The 17,302-nt window shown below is 62.0% G+C and carries 14 protein-coding genes; 4 read left to right on the top strand and 10 right to left on the bottom strand.

Annotation, left to right across the window (positions count from 1 at the left end; genetic code table 11):
* Positions 1-117 precede the first annotated feature (117 nt).
* Positions 118-2,463 (top strand): TonB-dependent receptor, encoded by a 2,346-nt coding sequence (locus tag EDF56_RS22995; RefSeq protein ID WP_243652804.1) that lies wholly within the window; start codon positions 118-120, stop codon positions 2,461-2,463.
* 410 nt (positions 2,464-2,873) lie between these two features.
* Here EDF56_RS22995 and EDF56_RS22985 read toward each other — a convergent pair whose 3' ends face one another.
* From EDF56_RS22985 to EDF56_RS22955, 7 genes are all read right to left on the bottom strand, one after another.
* On the bottom strand, positions 2,874-3,674 hold the full coding sequence (locus tag EDF56_RS22985) for an NAD(P)-dependent oxidoreductase (RefSeq protein ID WP_132392000.1): 801 nt from the start codon (positions 3,672-3,674) through the stop codon (positions 2,874-2,876).
* A 13-nt stretch (positions 3,675-3,687) separates the two neighbouring features.
* Entirely contained in the window at positions 3,688-4,473 is a 786-nt protein-coding gene (locus EDF56_RS22980) for a carboxymuconolactone decarboxylase family protein (protein ID WP_132391998.1), read from the bottom strand.
* Positions 4,474-4,487: 14 nt separating this feature from the next.
* Entirely contained in the window at positions 4,488-5,345 is an 858-nt protein-coding gene (locus EDF56_RS22975) for an SDR family oxidoreductase (RefSeq protein ID WP_132391996.1), read from the bottom strand.
* A gap of 67 nt (positions 5,346-5,412) precedes the next feature.
* Positions 5,413-6,204: a TIM barrel protein gene (locus EDF56_RS22970; protein WP_132391994.1), complete on the bottom strand. Its 792-nt coding sequence runs from the start codon at positions 6,202-6,204 to the stop codon at positions 5,413-5,415.
* On the bottom strand, positions 6,204-7,454 hold the full coding sequence (locus EDF56_RS22965; protein ID WP_132391992.1) for an MBL fold metallo-hydrolase: 1,251 nt from the start codon (positions 7,452-7,454) through the stop codon (positions 6,204-6,206). Before EDF56_RS22965 ends, EDF56_RS22970 begins: the two co-directional genes overlap by 1 nt.
* 92 nt (positions 7,455-7,546) lie before the next feature.
* On the bottom strand, positions 7,547-8,836 hold the full coding sequence (locus tag EDF56_RS22960) for a sulfotransferase (RefSeq protein WP_132391990.1): 1,290 nt from the start codon (positions 8,834-8,836) through the stop codon (positions 7,547-7,549).
* A complete protein-coding gene (locus EDF56_RS22955) occupies positions 8,833-9,651 on the bottom strand; it encodes an SDR family oxidoreductase (RefSeq protein ID WP_132391988.1) in 819 nt (272 codons plus the stop codon). Before EDF56_RS22955 ends, EDF56_RS22960 begins: the two co-directional genes overlap by 4 nt.
* 176 nt (positions 9,652-9,827) lie before the next feature.
* Here EDF56_RS22955 and EDF56_RS22950 point away from each other — a divergent pair, with 176 nt between their 5' ends.
* Positions 9,828-10,568, top strand: coding sequence for a GntR family transcriptional regulator (locus tag EDF56_RS22950; protein WP_132391986.1), 741 nt, complete (start codon positions 9,828-9,830; stop codon positions 10,566-10,568).
* Here EDF56_RS22950 and EDF56_RS22945 read toward each other — a convergent pair whose 3' ends face one another.
* Positions 10,569-11,405: an SDR family oxidoreductase gene (locus EDF56_RS22945; RefSeq protein WP_132391984.1), complete on the bottom strand. Its 837-nt coding sequence runs from the start codon at positions 11,403-11,405 to the stop codon at positions 10,569-10,571.
* A 10-nt stretch (positions 11,406-11,415) separates the two neighbouring features.
* Entirely contained in the window at positions 11,416-12,627 is a 1,212-nt protein-coding gene (locus tag EDF56_RS22940; RefSeq protein WP_279389734.1) for an MFS transporter, read from the bottom strand.
* 422 nt (positions 12,628-13,049) lie between these two features.
* Here EDF56_RS22940 and EDF56_RS22935 point away from each other — a divergent pair, with 422 nt between their 5' ends.
* Positions 13,050-15,719 (top strand): TonB-dependent receptor, encoded by a 2,670-nt coding sequence (locus EDF56_RS22935; RefSeq protein WP_165912339.1) that lies wholly within the window; start codon positions 13,050-13,052, stop codon positions 15,717-15,719.
* Positions 15,720-15,821: 102 nt separating this feature from the next.
* On the opposite strand, the gene EDF56_RS22930 is transcribed toward EDF56_RS22935, so the two are convergent.
* Complete coding sequence (locus EDF56_RS22930; RefSeq protein ID WP_243652802.1) at positions 15,822-16,475, bottom strand: tyrosine-type recombinase/integrase; 654 nt, start codon at positions 16,473-16,475, stop codon at positions 15,822-15,824.
* A 557-nt stretch (positions 16,476-17,032) separates the two neighbouring features.
* Here EDF56_RS22930 and EDF56_RS26250 point away from each other — a divergent pair.
* Positions 17,033-17,302 (top strand): hypothetical protein (locus EDF56_RS26250; RefSeq protein ID WP_207904970.1); only part of this gene is annotated, 270 nt, incomplete at its 3' end.

Raw genomic sequence — 17,302 nt, 5'->3', positions numbered from 1 at the left:
GATCCGTCAAGTTTAACGCCGCTTTTGCGGGCCATTTGACCGGAAACGCCGAAGGCGCTTCGGCGACCAAACCAAGAGACTGTGCGCGAAATACGCGACGCAGCCAGGGAGATTTTCATGGCAGGCTTATACACCGCGCGATCCGCGTCCGTTCTCATGATGGCCTGCGTGACGGCTAGCTGGCCGGCCATGGCATTCGCCCAGCAATCGACAGGCGACAAGGCCGCGCCCGCGCCGACCTCGACGGAAATCGTGGTCACCGCCCAGCGCCGCGCGGAAGCATCGCGTGATGTACCTATCAGCGTCACCTCGCTGGGTCCCGAGCAGCTTGCGACCGCCAACGTCGAAAAGCTGTCCGACACCGCAAGGATCACGCCGGGCCTGCGTTTCGACACACAGGGCCCTGCCGTCCAACCGACCATTCGCGGCGTAGGTACCGCCATCACGACCTCCGGCGGCGGCCCCAACGTCGGTATCTATGTCGACGGCTTCTTCCAGGCCAACACCTACATGTCGGACTTCGATCTGCTCAACGTGCGCAGTATCCAGGTCTTGAAGGGGCCGCAGGGAACGCTGTTTGGCCGCAATACCACGGGCGGCGCGATCATCATCACCACGGACGATCCCAGCACCGAAACGAGCGGTGAGGCCAAGATCAGCTACAGCCGCTTCAATGCAGTGAACGCGCAGGCCTATGCCACGTTCGGCATCAGCGACCGGGTCGCGATGGACGTCGAGGGGCTCTACCGGCGCAGCGACGGCTATTTCACCGATGTTTCGAACGGCAACGACAAGATCGGCAAGTCCGAGGATTGGTCGATCCGGGTCGGCATGAAGGCCGATCTGACCGATGACGTTTCGCTGTTGCTGCGCTGGATCCATGCCGAGACCGACGATCCCACCACCCAGCTGGTCAATGCCTACGTAGACCAGTCCGGCGGCGCCGGTTTCTTCGACAAGGTGTCGGCGGCCGGGCAAGCCATTTACGGAATGTCCAGTTCCAAGGGGCTGCCGCTCGTCTATCTCTATGCCCCGACCTCGACTTTCGCGACCAAGCCCAGTGACGTCCTGCTGAACACTCCGGTGAGCTTCCGGTCGAATTCCGATGCCCTTCAGGTCACGCTCAAGGCGGATATGGGCTTTGCGGACTTCACGTCCTACACGCAATATCGCAAGGACCTGTCGCCCTATTACGGCGATCTTGATGCCACGGCGATCCCGATGTTCAACATCTACGTCGGCGTGAACGACGAGACCTGGAGCCAGGAATTCCTGCTGAACTCCAAGCCGGGCTCGCCGCTGCAATGGACTGCCGGGCTCAACTACTTCCAGATCCGCGACACCTGGGACATCGGCGCCAGCTTTGGTGGATTGCCCTATGCGCCGTTCGGCGGGTCGAGCACCACGACGAAGTCTTATGCGGCCTTCCTCGATGCGACATATCAAGTGAGCGACAAGCTGTTCCTGACGCTGGGCGGACGCTATAGCCACGATATCGTCGGCGATGCCTACTTCATCACCAATTTCACGACCACGAGCTTCACCGGACCCAACGGCGAATCGATTCCCTGGACGGGCGGTGCGGGCGTGCACATTCCGGTTTCCACCCTGAAGAACGACAGCTTCACGCCTCGCGCGGTGATCCGCTTCAAGCCGAGCGAGGAATCGAGCGTCTATGCCTCCTACACCAAGGGCTACAAGGCGGGCATCCTCAACGTCGGCGGCTATTCGCAGCAGCCGGTGAAGCCGGAGAAGATCAACGCCTTCGAAGTGGGCTACAAGTACGACGACCGGGTGTTCTCGGCCGATCTTGCCGGGTTCTACTATGACTACAAGAACCTGCAGGTCTCCAGCTATCAGAACGGCACGGCCCAGATCCGCAATGCCGCGTCCTCGGAAATCTACGGTCTAGAGGCGCAGCTGCGCTACAAGGTCAGCAGCGCGTTCTCGGTGCAGGCTGGCGCGTCATGGACCCATGCTCGCTACAAGTCGTTCACCGACGCGCCCTATTACAGCTACTGCGACCCGGCGGTTACCGATCTTGCCAATTCGATGGCCTGTATTCCGAAGGATATCGGCGGCACCGGCCCCGGCGCGCTGACGCAGACGTCGACTGATGCCTCGGGCTTCAAGATGCAGCGGGCGCCTGAGTTCACCGGCAACATCGGGGCTAGCTATGGCCTTGATCTCGGCGGCGGCAGGCTGGCGCTGTCCGGCAACCTCTACTATACCTCCAGCTTCTACTTCGATCCTTCCGAGCAGTTCAAGCAGAAGGGCTACGAAGTTCTGGCCCTGCGCGCGGAATGGACCGATCCTTCCGATCGCTATACGGTTGCGGTGTTCGGGGACAATGTCACCAATCGGCGGTATAGCACGCAAGTGCTCTTCAACACGCTGGGGACGGGTGCCGTCTGGAACTCGCCCGTTACGTACGGCATCGAATTGGGAGCGAAATTCCGATGAAGGAAGTCCGCTCGCAATGGACTCGCCAGTCGGTTCGCGTTCGGGCGGCACTTTCATCAACGCGGAGCTGGCGGTCGAATACGGCCTGACGGACCGTGGCGGACGCACTATTCGGTCGCTCAGAGAAGCGCGCGGCGCCCCTCTTTGGGCGGCTGGCGGTACAACTTTGAAAGCGACATGAGCGGTCGTCGTTTCGATTGGGCGGGCGTGTCGCGCGTGCCTTCATTATCGAGACGGCGGGCTCTACCCTCCGGACTGGACCATCGATGCCGTTGGCGGCAACTTCGACGCGATCCGGGATACCAACCGCTTGTGGACCTTCCATCCTGCAGAGGACGGCTTTCCGCAGCACATGGGGCAAAGCTTCGAAATGATGCGCGCCGGTTAACGGCGCGCATCAAGCGTTTTCATCAGGGCGCGACGGCCTCTTCCAGGAAATGGTCCGCGGCTTCACCCAGTGTCCGCGTGTCTGATCCGTCGGGGAGAATGGCGCGCAGAAGGTCTACATCCTTTCGCAGCAATGCCGCTCCGTGGGAAAACGCCTTGGGTTCGGGCAATCGCGCATAGACTTCAAAGCCGAAGCTGCGCCCGCTGCTGGCCTTGATGAGGTCCTTCAGCGCCTCGGGCGCCATGCCCAGAGCCCGGCCCGCCTCAATCGCGGCATGGGCATTGCCCATGTTTGCCGCCATCAGGGCATTGTTCACGATCTTGGCACGCTGACCGGCACCGGCACCGCCCAGATGGACGAGCGTACCTGCAAAGGCTTTGAAGATGGGGCGGGCCTGCTCGAAGGCGGCGGCGCTTCCTCCACACATGACCGTCAGCGTTCCGGCCGTGGCGGCACCGCCGCCTCCGCTCACCGGCGCGTCGACAAACGCGATTCTTCGCGCCTCGCAGATGGCGGCAAGCGCTTCGCAGCTTTCCGGCAAGATCGTCGAATGCACCGCCAGCAGGCTTCCCGGACGCATCGACGGGACGAGCGCGTTGCAGACCTCGGCAACACCGGCATCGTCGACTACGCAAATGCCCACATGATCGGCGGCCGCTCCAAGAGCCGCAACATTCTCGGCCAGCACGGCTCCCTTTTCGGCGAAGGGCTGAAGCGCTTCGCGGCGCCTGCCCCAGACCGTAAGCGGAAAGCCGGCAGCGAGCATGCGCTCTGCCATAGGGCCGCCCTGGCTTCCGAGGCCGATGAATGCCGTATTCAACATTGCGAAATCTCTCTCATGCGTCCCAGCCAAGGCCGGCCTTGTAGTTCTTGATCATGGCCAGGACCGCGCTCTGGATGACCGAGGCTTTCGGCCATCCGGCATGGACGGCATACTGGAGGACGAATTCCTGCAATTCTTCCGGCGCGCAGTTGCCGCTCGCCATGGCTGCAAAGAAATGCGTCTTGATCGGTGTTGTCGCGCAGCTTTCCGATACGCCGACCAGAGTGATCCAGCGGCGCGATCGCTGGTCCAGTCCGGCCCGTTTCCACATCTCGCCGAACACGAAGCTGTCGATACCGGCCTCGAAATAGGGCGTGACCGGCGGAGGTCCGGGAAAGCCCATGACGGCGTCGAACTCATCGATCCCCTCCTGAATGCGAACCTGCGGATCCCATGGCTCGCTGCGGATCGGCGCGAAGGGGCAGGGCGTCATGCCCAGTTCGGCGGTGACGCGGGTGACGGCGCGGTCCAGTTCGAACCCGCGCGACCAGCCAGTGTAGACGGCCAGATGCAGCGCCGCTTCGCGCAGTTCGATCTGGCTCAGTTCGCCGCCGGAGAGCGCGCCACGGATGTAGTCGTCGAGCAGATCGGCCGGGCCGTTGCTGCACGCCGCGCTGGCAATCGCGATGAGGTAGCGTGTGCGGCGGTCAAGGCCAGGGCGGTTCCAGATTTCCGCGAAGACGAAATCCCGCCAGCTTGCTTCGACAGGACTGACCGGTGCGGTGATGTCCCGCGCGGTCACGGCCTGTGCAACGGTCTGGCCGCGCTCCGTGCGCTCTTGAGGATCGAGCAATGCCATCCGATGTCTCCCGTTCAGGCCTTGATGGAATCGATCACGTCCTGCGTGATGCCTGGCCGCCCCGGATCGCCCGCGAGGAACTCGCGATGCTTCTTCTCGACGAAGGCATCCGGATCGGCGGCGACTTCGACCAGTGTCTCCCACGCCTCTTCGTGCGTCGGGATGAGGATGCGGCCGGCCTCCATGCCGTCGGACAGAACTTTCGCCGTCTCCTGCTGGGTCTTGACCGCAAGGTGGCTGCCCGGCGCGCGCATCACGTAATTCTCGCTGAAATGCTTCATGGCATCGGGCGAACTCGTCATCACCGGCCCGGGGCAGAGGCAGCTGACGCTGACGCCGAACTGCTTCAGATAGAGCGCGAGGTTCTGCGACATAGAGATCACGGCCGCCTTGGAGGCGGCGTAGTGAACCCGGCTCGCGGCGAAGGGATAGAGACCGGCAAAGCTGCCGGTGTTGACGATATGGCCCGATCCACGCGCGATCATGCGCGGCACGATCACGTTGTTGGCGCGGACCATGCCGAAGAGGTTCACGTCGAACATTCGCTGCCATTCCGTCATTGGAATATCCTCGGGATTGCCGCCCGAGAGGATGCCGGCGTTGTTCATGTGAATGTCGAGCGCTCCGAGGGCCTTTTCGGCGGCGTCGATGGTGGCCGCCACCGATTCCTCGTCCATGACATTGCAGTGCAGGCCGATCGCTTCGGTGCCTGACTTGCGCAGGATTTCGGCCGTTTCCTCGGCGCCTTCGCGGCTGATGTCGGCCACGGCGACGCGGGCGCCGCGGGCGGCCCATTCCTGCGCGATCCGGCGGCCGATATTCTGGCCTGCACCGATGATGAGCGCCGTCTTGCCGGCAAAAGTCTCGGACATTTCAACCTCTCCTTACCCGTTTGCGGGGCCCGTTTTTCCGGGTCGTTTCGTTCAGATGCGTGGGTTTTCAGATCTTCATGGCATGAAGCAAGTCCGAAGCGGCGCTGATCCCAGCGCGCAGTTCGTCCTCGTTCGTTTCGGCAGTGTAATCGGCAGGCACGACCTCTAGATCGAAGATGCCCTCATACCCTGCGTCCAGCACGTCGCTCATCATGCGCTGAAGTGGCAGGTCGCCCCGGCCGATATGGGAACGACCACCTCTCCCGGAAATTGCGATATCGCCGATCTGGACAAGCGCGATATGCGGCATGGCCCGCTTGAGGGTCTCGCGAAGTCCTCGCTCCATCCAGTTGTTGCTGAAATCGGAAACGATGCCGAGGCCGGTCGTCTCGGCAATCTCAATGGCATCCGCCAGTGTCGTGCAGAAAGAGGCACTCGTCCTCAGGCTTGGCTCGAACGCCGCGATCACACCGCATTCGCGGGCATGCGCTACCGTTGGTGCAACCGCTTCGGCAAACAAGGCCAGATCTTCGTCCCAATCACAATTTACCGTGCGTCCGGTCGTGAAATAGATCGAATGGCCCTTATGCGCCGCGACCAGATCAATCATCGCCTTCTGTACTGCGCGAATTGCGTTCCATGAGGATCGATCGCCAAGCTGGAAGCCGGCGGTGATCAGCGTGCTGATGTGAATGCCGGCATCGTCGAGCGCGCCGAGATGGCGATCGGGATCCTCCGCCACCTTGTTCATCAGCAGTCCGGCATGGCGTACGCCCATGTCCTTCCACAGCGCCAGTTCGCGCTCGAAAGGCCACTGGAACGAACACATCGCATCGACGGAGAGGCGAGGGTGGATCATCAATCGTCTCCCGCCAGCGCCGCTTCGAGGCGCCGGATTTCGCTTTCAAGCCAGCGGACTTCGCTGAAGTTCTCGCGTCCGGCAGCTTCGAGAATGGCGGTCTGGGCGGCAAGCTGGAGTTCCAGCGCCCGGCGATGGGCCGGCGATCCGTCCTTGATAGCCTCTGCCACATGCAGCGCCTTGAGCGGCTGGTTTTCGCCAAGATAGCGCGCGGCAAGTTCGAGCGCGGCCGCTCCGCCTCCGGCAAGTTCGATAAGATCGCCAAGGACGGCTTGCGGCGGGACTGCGTAGAGTTCGGACGAGGACTCGTACCGGAACCAGCCCAGATGCTCTTCCCAGATGGAACGAACGATCCAGGGAACCTTGCCGTGGCCTTGCGGGATGGCGAGTTCCGGCGGCAACTTGATCGTTTCCATCAGCTCCCAGAGCGGCTTGCCTGCGTTCATGCCCTCGAACGTCGCATCGCGCAGATATTGCGCTGCATCGCGCATCCTGGTGAGGTTGGCGCGGATATTCTCCGCACCGCGCACCGGCTCGCCGTGCCCGGTGATCAGCAATTCGGGCTTCAGGTCGATCACGCGCTGGACGCTGTCGATGTACCACTGAACATAGCGGTAGCGGTCGCCGCGAAGGGTGTAGAGGTTGGGCACGTGTCCGAAGATCGGGCCGGTCATGTTCCCGGTGAAGACGATCCTCTCCTCCGGTAGCCATACGACGAGCGAATCGACCGTTTCGCCGCCGGGAACCGAAAGCAGTTCGAAGCGCCGTCCGCCGAGTTCGAAGGCGTGACTGTCGTGGAACGTGGTCGTCAGCACCGGTTCGGGCCGTTCGGTCAGTTCCTGCTTCTGATCGCGGCTCCAGAGACGGCGCGAGCGGGCGCCCATGGCCGGGCCGAGATCGCGGAACTGCGTGCGGACGAAAGGCAGGTTGGCTTGCCCGATCGTCTCGATATCGGGCGTGTTGAACGTCGGCCAGCCGCCGATGTGGTCCTCGTGGCTCTGGGTGAAGACGATCTTTCGGATCGGCTTGTCGGTCACCGCATCGAAGCGCCGCTTGTTCTCGGCGGCGCTGTAGATGATGCCGGTGTTTATGAGCACGCTGCCGGCCGGGGTCGTCACCAGATAGAGGTTCGAGACGTCCTTCGACATGAAGATGCCGCTGCCCAGATCGACGGCATCCTGCTTGCCGGCACCGTCATTGATGATCTGGGCGTTGAGGGGTTGGTTAGCGTCGCGAATGGTGGATTGCATGTCATTTGCTCCCGGCCGCGTGGGCATGGTCAACAGCGCGATGAAGGCTTGCTCGCACCGCGAGTTCGCCCTCCATCGGCCTGAGGTTGGCTTCACTTGACTTCCTGCTTCACCTGAAAGCGATCGGTGTAGAATGCGAAGCGCTGGCGCAGGGCAGGGATGTCCAGATTGAAGTCGCCCGCCAGATCGTAGATCACCCGTCCGTCTTTCCCGCGCGGGTGACTTTCCATATAGTCGCGCATATCCGCCACGCTTTCGGCGCACGCTTCAAGTCCGGCGAATTCGAGAACGCGCTGGGCAGTGCCGACATCATCCGCGATCACGTCGCCGAACAGGATGTCGAGCCGCTGCCCGGCAGGGACCGCATCCATGTCGCGCAGATAGGCGCGCAGCATGCGCTCGATGCGGTCGACCCAATAGGCCACGTGGGCCTGGATATCCGGCTGCTTCTGGTGTGCCAGTACGGAAAGGCCGCGCATCGTCAGCACCGATTGCAGCAATGCCAGTGGGTCGCGGTGGATCTGGACGATATAGGCGTCCGGATAGTTCGCGATCAGCGCGGGGATCTGCTCGCTATGCTGATTGCCCTTCAGGATCCAGCGTCGATCGGACGGGAACTGAAGCGCAATCGCCTTCAGCATGCGCTTGCCATAGGCATAGTGCGGCGTCTGGTCGTGGCCGAGCAGGTAATCGCGCCAGGCGGGGACTTCGGCCATCCATTCCCACTGGTAGGTGGTGAAGTCCGGCATTTGCAGCTCGTTTTCGCCGCATGCATGGTCGGGCGAATGCTCGTGCATGGCCGCCATGATCGCGTTCTGCTTCATGCGGTCCCAATGCGCGGTCGAGCGAACCCAGCGCGGGTCAAGGCCGTCGGGCCCCGGCGTTTCGCCGGGAGCCAGCACCGCTTCCGATCCAAGATAGACCGGAAGGTGGCGCAAGCGTCGGTCCGCCGCGATCAGGTTCTCAAGGTGCGTCGTTCCCGAACGCGGTAGTCCGACGATGATGATCGGACGGTCGATGACCTCTGCGTCGATCTCCGGATGGCTGTCGAGGAAGGCCTTGTTCTTGAGGCGGTTGGCGGCCTGCTTCACGCAAGAGGCGCGGAACTGGGCCTTGGCGAAACGCCAGAGGTTCGTGTTGGCCGAAACCTCCCCGATAAGCGCGCCGAGGCGCTGCGTGAAATCCATCGGGCCGAAATCGGAAAGCCCGGTCTGCGTCCTGGCATCGGCCAGAACACTTTCGACACTCATATCGAGCGGCTCGGCTTCGGCCGCTTCGAGTTCGGCGCGGCGCTCCGGTGCGAGCTTGGGATCGCGGAACTGTTCGACCCGGAAGACTTTGGTCTGGACCTTTTTAGTGTCCTTTATGGGTGCAGCACTCATGCCCGGCGCTCCGCCGAAGTATTGAGCTTGCCGGCATTCGCCATCCAGCCGCCATCGACGCGCACGAGGTCGCCGGTGTGATACCTTGAGGCATCGCTCATGAAGTAGACGCCGATACCTTCGAAATCGGACGGGTTGCCGAAACGCGGGATCGGGCAGCGCTCGCGCACCTGACTGCCAAGCGGGGAATCGGGCCCCTGATCCTTGACCGTCTCGCTTTCCGTATAGCCCGGGCAAACGGTGTTCGCGCGAACGCCGTACTTGCCAAGGTCGACTGCGATGCCGCGTGCGAGCGCCGCCATGGCGCCCTTCGACGCGTTATAATGCTGCATGCCGATCGAGCCGGTGACGGCGGAAAGACTGGCGCAGAACAGGATCGAACCGCCCGGATCGCCGGCTTCGGCGCGCGTGCGCATGTGGCGTGCAGCTTCGCGGGCCAGATAGAACGCACCGTGCTGGTTGACCGAGAGCAGGTCGTGCCATGCCTCGCCGGTCATATTGGTGAAGCAGCCCTGGTTCTTCATGAGGCCGGCGTTGGCGATGGCGCCATCGACGCGGCCCATTTCCTCGACGGCCTCGGCGAAGGCTTCGATCACCCGGGCTTCGTCGGCCACGTCGACCACTTGCGTGAAGACATGGCCGCCGAACTCCGCGAGTTCGCGCGCAGCTTCTTCGTTCCGGTCCTGACGGCGGCCCCAGATGACGACGTCACCACCCGCACGTGCGATGCCGCGCGCAAAACCGAGCCCGATGCCGGCATTGCCGCCCGAAATGACGACGACACGGCCGCTCATATCCCAAGGAAGACGTGACATGTCTCTCTCCAAAATGAGTCCTGATTGGTTATTGAGCGCGCATTACGCTCCGACTCCTGTTGAGATCGATCTTAAAAAGGATACTCTAAGGCTGTCAAGCACAGCATAGGGCGTGCCGCATCGCCCAGACGAACAGACTGGACGAAGCGATCGGTTTCGTGTTTTGAGAGTGCAGCATGGACAAGCGCAAAAGCAGAACGGCACTCGACACCGCGGCGGACAAGTTGAGAGAGATCGTCCTCGCGCGCGAGCCCGGAACCTATATTGGCCGGGAAGAGGCGCTTATCTCCGAGCTTGGCTTTGCCCGGGCTACCGTTCGGCAAGCTGCAAGGCTGGTTGAGCGCGAGGGCTTTCTTGCCGTTCGCCGCGGCAATGCCGGTGGCTATTTCGCATCCCGGCCGGACTCGAAAACGATCGAATCCATTGTCAGCATGTACCTGTCGATGATGGAGGTGCCGCCGGAGGATGTCACCGTCATCGCCACTGCGTTATGGGTCGAGGCCATGCGCAAGGCCGCTCATGCACCGCATAACGTGATCGTGGAGAAGACGGCGACTCTCGTGGAGCGGACCCGCGCGGTCGCCGACGATGCCGGTTTCGACGAAGTCCGGGAACTCGAGCGCGCGACGCAGGATATTGTGTTCGAGCTGGCTGACAGTGCGTACATCAAGCTCATCTTCGACATCAACGTTGCGTTCTCGCGCAGGACTTACCAGGGACCGGCAGCGGACGATGTTTCGCCTGAACATCGCCGTTTCGTCCAGAGCTGGCGCAATGCCCGGCTGATGGAATTTGGGGCACTCATTCAGGGCGATCCGGAACTTGCCGCCATTGCCAGCCAGTACAGCCGAAAAGTCTGGGCGCGCCGCATCCGAGCCCGTTTCCAGATGAAGGCGGAACAGGAAGTTCCCGACTGATCACGTGTACGTGAGGGCTGCGCTAAGGCCACCATCGACCAGCAGGTCGGTGCCGCTGATGAAGGAGGCCCGATCCGAAACGAGGAATTCCACGGCATCGGCGATTTCGTGCATCGCGCCCTCGCGGCCGAGCGGGCTTCGAGCAAACATGCGCGCCTTGTTCGGGCTTTCGGCATAGGCGCCTTTGCCCATGGGTGTGGCGATCATGCCGGGCGACAGCGACACGATGCGCGCGCCTCGGCGGCCCCAGTCGGATGCGGACGCGCGGGCGTATTTGAGCAGTCCGATCTTCGAAAGCGCGTAGGCTGCGGACGGAGTTGCGCCTTGAGGCCCGAGATGGGCTGCAAGGCGAGACGCGAGGTCTGCGTGTGTGGGATCCGAGAGTATCTCCGCAGCAGTGCCGTCGGCGCTCGACAAGTGCGCGGCCATCGATGCGATCAGCACCGCGCATATGCCGGGTCCGGCCAGTGGCAGCAGTTCGCGGGCCACGAGCGCAGGCCCGCGCAAGTTGACGTTCACGATGGCGGCAAAATTACCCGCAGCGATCGACAGTCCCGCGACATGGACGAGGGAGCGAAAGCCGCCTCGCCCGCGCACCAGTTGCCCCAGGGCGGCGACCGAAGTTTCCGACGTGACATCGCATGGGAACGCCGTGGCCTCGCCGCCTTCCTCGATCAACGCGGCCGCCTGACGCGCAGCCAGCGCCGCATCGATGTCGGCAAGAACGATGTGATGGGTCTGTGCCAGCCGCCGGGCGACGGCCATGCCGAGACCGCCCGCGCCCACGACAATTGCGGTCGGCAGCCCGCTGCGGGTCACTTCGTCTGTTGCAGTCATCGCGCCATCCTCATGCCCGGGCAGGCGCCTGAACGCCCCAGTCCGGATAGCTGCGCAAACTGAAGACCAGACCGCCCGAAATCAGGGATATGGCGACGCCGACGAGCAGCAGCGGGGTATAGCTGCCAAACCGATCGTAGGAGATCCCGGCGGCCAGCGGGCCGATCGCCGAGGCAAGCGCTATGACGCTCGTCATGAAGCCGAAGATCGTTCCGTAATTTCGCATGCCTGCGTATCGTGCTGTCAGATAGCTGCAGAGCTGGATCTTGGTACCTGCGGCATAACCGCTGATCATGATGCCGATCACGATGGTGACGGGCGTGGCAATACCTGCCATCAGCATCGGCCATCCGATCGCGGTCGATGCCAGCGTAATGCCGCCGACCATCCGTGCATGGAAGCGATCGATGAGGGTGCCCGACACGAGCTTGCCCATGACGCCTGCGACACCTGAAAGGCTCACCAGCCAGGCTGCCTGCGTGCGGCTCATGCCCGCTTCGACGAGAATGGGAAACTGGTGCACGACCACTGCAATCGTGACGGTCAGAACGAGGAACGTCGCCGCCGCGACCTTCCATAGCGAGACATCGCGCCACGCCTCGCCAATGGCGAGGCCTGGAAGAATTACGGTCTCCTCGGCGGTTCCCTGCGTCTGAAGGGATTGCCGGCGCGCACGATCGCGCACGTCGAAAAGGAAGAAGGCAGACAGTAGCAAGGCAAATCCGCCCCATCCCAAACCGAGTACGACATAGGCCGATCGCCAGCCGAACATGTCGATCAGATAATTGGACAGAGGCGGGGCGACGACTTGCGCGAGGGCCGTGCCGGACATGGTCACGCCCAGCGCCAGCCCCCGGCCGACCCGGAACACGCTGGCGATTGCGGCGGACCACAAGGTCGACTGCACCAGCAGTGCGACGACGCCCCATGCGATCCACAGTCCCAGCCATTGGGCTAGAGAGCCGTTGGCCTGCGAGAAGGCGGCGATGGCGAGGCTCGTCAGGACGAGGCCGGGCAGCGCCATCCGCCGCGAGCCGTGACGGTCGATGAGAATGCCGATGAAAGGCGAGCACAGGATCGAAAGCATCGAGGCAATGGCCATCCCGAGCGAGAGTTCGGTACGACCCCAATGAAACTCGGCGGCAAGCGGATCCATGAAAACGCCCGCTGCAGCCGTCATGAATGACATGAATGAAAAACCGATGCAGGCCGCAAGGACCATCGGCCAATAGCGCCGCCATTCGGCGCCTGCCGTTTCAAGCTGCTCCAAGTCCAGCTCTCCCAATCTGAGCGCCGCTTCCTGCGGTCGTCTACGATAGGGAATGTGCGTCATTGTGGGCACAGAGTCCATCTCAAAAGTATCCTGTTTAGGGACCTTCCGACATCGTAACCTGGGCACCAAACAGCCCTCCAAGCTGCCAATTTCGCGCTTATGCGCCAAAAAACAGCATAAATATCGCTGATTCATCGCTGGATCGATCAGTTCTTGCTGCTGAGCATGAGGGCTTTCGATCTGCTGCTTTGCGGCGTTATCGTTTTAGAGTGTACTAAATGGAAATAAACGCAGGGAGAGATTTGATGATGTGTACGAGTCTGCGCGCTCGCAGGTTTAGCCTGACCGCGGGCGTTGCCCTGACGTCGTTGATGCCGGCATGCGCGTTCGCGCAGGAGGAGAGCAGTCAGCCGCAGGCTTCCGGCGACAATCAGATCGTCGTTACCGGCACTCTGATCCGCGGTATTGCGCCAGCGGGCTCGAACGTGGTCGGCATTACGGAAGAGCAGTCCAAAGTTTCGGGCGGAACATCGACGAACGAAGTTCTCGCAAGCCTGCCGCAAGTCTCGAACTTCTTCGGTATTGTGCCTGCCGGCGTTTCGCCGGTCTCCGGCGCGAATTCCAGCAATCCGATCGCGCGTCCCAACCTGCGCGCGCTGCCGGCAGCAAATACCAGCGGTGGCGCCCAGACCCTTGTTCTGATCGACGGGCGCCGCGTGGTCGGTGCCGGAACCCAGCAATTGGCTGTGGATCCGGACATCATTCCCCCCGCAGCGGTCGAGCGCGTGGAAGCCATGCTTGACGGTGGCTCGGCGGTCTACGGCTCCGACGCGCTGGGCGGTGTCCTCAATTTCATGACGCGCAAGACTTACGACGGCGTCAAGGTTGATGCCCGCGTCGGCATCGGTGACGATTTCACATCCTACGACAGCGGCGTGATTGCCGGAAAGACGTGGGACGGAGGCGGGCTGTACGTCGCCTATAACTTCTCCAAGCACGATGCGATCTTCGGTTCCGACCGCAAGTGGGTGAAGCGGATCGACTGGAACACCGGCGTGCCAGTGGGACGTAACTGCGCCGATCCGACGGTGTCGATCGGCAGCAATACATACCTCGTTTCTGGAAGGAGCCTTGTTTCAGGAGGCCCCAACACCTGCGATCCATCCGATGACACTGTAATCTATCCGGCCGCCGAGCTGCACTCGGCAATGGCGCGCTTCACCCAGGAACTGGGAAGTTCGCTGAACATCGATATCACTGCGCTCTACGCCAATCGCCAGACCCGCGGAAACGGCGGCGCGCTGGGAACACTCGGCAATACGACTGGAACCGTCACGCTCACGCCCTCCAACCCGAATTACATCGACGCCGGCGGTGCAGATGCGGGCAAGCCGCAAACCGTCCGGTTCAATTATGCCTCGGTCGACGGCTATCGCTCGCAGACTCAGAAAACCGACCTTGAGACATGGAGCATTGCACCTTCGCTGACTTATGACATGGGATCGAATTGGCAGGCGCGGGCGCTGTTCAATTACGGCAATAGCCGCGTTTCCTACCAGAACAACCTCGTCGATCCGATCGCGCAGGCGGCGGCGCTCGCCAATGGGACGCTCAATCCCTACAATCTGGCGGCGACCAACCCCGGAGTCCTGTCCGACATTCTCGACGGCTACGAGCAGGGCTACGGGCGCAACGAACTGTTCAACTATCGCTTCATCGTCGACGGTCCGCTTTTCAAGCTGCCCGGAGGCGATCTGCGAGCCGCGCTCGGTGCGGAGTACATGCGTGATATTTTCCAGCGCCAGACTACGGATGCGAACCTGAGGTGGCTCCCGCGCGACGATTACACCCAGACCGTGAAATCGTTGTTCGGCGAACTTCAGGCGCCGATCGTGACGGGTGGCGGCGCAGGACTGAGCGAGCTGATCGTTTCAGCTTCGGCGCGCTACGACAAATACAATGACTTCGGAGACACCTTCAATCCGAAGTTCGCTCTGACCTACAAGCCGATCGACTGGATTTCGATACGGGCAAACTGGGGCAAGTCGTTTACCGCGCCGTCGCCGGTTGACCAGCTCGGGCCTCAATCGGCGACGGCGACGCTCATTCCCGGACAGTACCTTTCGCCGCCTCCGGGGCAATCGTTCGCAACCGGCGAAACCGGCGTCTATCTGGGGAACGGTTCGGTCACCGGCCTCACCCCACAGAAGGCCACAAGTTGGTCGATCGGGGCGACGATCGAGCCCCCCGTCGTCGACGGCCTGACGCTCAGTGCTTCGTATTACGTCATCAATCTCAATGGCACGATCGGTCGGCCGGTTACCGGAACGGGGCTTACCGACTTCTATAACAATTTTCCCAACCTCTGGACGTACAGGCCGACCGGACAGCAGCTTGCCCAGATCCTGTCCGGCCTCGCCAATCCCAATAACATCGGATTTACCCTGCTCAATCCGACTTCGACGGATCAGGCCTTGGTAAGCGTTGGCGGCAGCGGTGCCACCCCGGTAGGCGTCGCACTCGACACCCTGGTACGCAACCTTGGCAAGACCGATCTCAGCGGGATCGATTTCGATGCGAGCTATGTGCTCGACACCAGCTTTGCCTCTTTCGATGCGCGGATCGCGGGCAACATCCGTCTCAAGCAGGACACCAAGGCGAGTCCGACTGCAGCGCTTGTGGACGATCTGATGTACGGAATGCCAAAGACGAAGTTCACAGCGTCTCTTGGCACGACCATCGACAAGCTGAGGGCCCAGGTCACGCTTTATCACGTTTCGGGCTTTGAGCGGGCCGACAAGGGTCAGCCATCCGCTTTCGGTCAGACGCGTCTGGGTGCCTTCGACACGGTCGATCTCTACTTCCGCTACAATTTCGCCGGCACGGGGGTCACTGATGGCCTTGCGCTCTCGCTGAACGTCAAGAACGTCCTCAACGAGGTTCCGCCAGTCTACAAGAACGTCGGGCAGAACGGCTACGATCCGAGCAACGCGTTCACTCTGGGCCGCGTGTTCCAACTTGGTGTTGAAAAGTCATTCTGAACGGAGACTCGAGCTCCGAAGGCGAATTGAAACTCGCTAGCGGAGCTCGTCTCTCGCAATCGCACGAGCAATTTGACCTGCCTTGGCGTGACGACAGATGAATCACCCCAGGTTCACCGGAGACTTCAACTGTTGAGTCTCGAATGAACGAATGCCCGCTTTCGGCGGTCGCAAAAGGGTCTTTGAACGACGCTTATGTTGGCGGGTCGAGACCTTGGTATAGACTGCGGTCGTGTCGATCTTGGCGTGCCCGAGCAGGACCTGGATGACGCGGATATCGACGTCCTGTTCGAGCAGGTGGGTGGCGAAGCTGTGGCGCAGGGTGTGCGGGCTGATGCGCTTGCGGATGCCCGCGACCTCGGCGGCTTCCTGGACGGCGCTGTGGAGTTGCCGCGATGAGATTGGATCGGTGTAGCTGCGCCCAAAGAACAGCCAGTCATGGGGAAACATCACGCCGCGTCGCTTGCCCTCACGCCACCATAGACGGGGCAGTCGAAGCAGATGCGGCAACAGCATGGCGTTGCGATCGCGCGCGCCCTTGCCCTGTTCAACCCGGATCAACATGCGCTCGCTGTCGATATCGTCGACCTTGAGATGGGCGACCTCAGAGACGCGCAGGCTTGCACCATAGGCGACACCAAGCGCGGCTTTGTACTTGATGCCAGGTGCTGCCTCGAGCAAGCGGGTGGCCTCCTCGACGCTGAGGACTTCGCGTATCTTGCCCGGGCGGAGCGTCGCGACCAGTGCGCGTGCCAAGTCCCGGCGCCGGCGCCGGAGCGTGACGGTATAGAGGAAGCGCAATGCCGACGCCGCGCCATTGATGGTGCCCGCGCTGGCGCCGCTCGTGCTGGTGAATCTGGAAATTACGCAGATCCTCCGCCGTTACCGTATCTTGCGGGTGGCCCAGGTAGGCGGCGAAGCGGCGGACGTGCCGAATGTGCTGGTCTTGCGTACGCGGCAGCAGGCCTCGCATCATCATGTCGTGCTGCATGCGCTGGCGCATCGGGCTGATCGGGGCGGGAGTAGAGATCGTAGCCATCGTGAGCTCCTCTCGTTCAAGGGAACTTCACGCTCGGACGGCAACCTCACCCCGACCAAAACCTCACGATATACCCCTATCTCTCACCACGCACCTCTCCCGCGAAAGCGGGTTCGTCCATGTTGGCGAGGAGTGAATCGCATCGCAATGCCCCCCCCGGGAATGGCGGCATCGGCTTGTTTCAACGTCTTGCCACTGCGACGAAACTCTTGACGGCTCCAGATCCGCAGCGCTGCTTGGTCACTGTGACCATTTTTCCCTCCTGGACGATATCATGGAGGCTCCCTTACAAAGCCATCCCAATGCTCGCCTCGTCGGGCATGTACTCTTGTTTGCCTTCTTTCGTATTCCAGGTTTCGAAACCGTCAATATCGGCTCTCCGTGGATGGTAAGGGAAATCGCGCTACATGGGCATTGGGGCTCAAACACCGTTATTGCCCCTTTATCTGGCGCTCAAAAAGAGGCCCGGCCGGCTTGGAAAGCCGACCGGGTAAGGAGGAAGCTTGCAAATTGTGGTGGCCTGCCTTGGGCAGCGCTGTCGGGC

The organism is Novosphingobium sp. PhB165, assembly GCF_004341845.1.
GTDB lineage: Bacteria > Pseudomonadota > Alphaproteobacteria > Sphingomonadales > Sphingomonadaceae > Novosphingobium.
The sequence above is the reverse complement of the archived record's forward strand: the minus strand, read 5'-3'. Positions and strand labels throughout refer to the sequence as shown.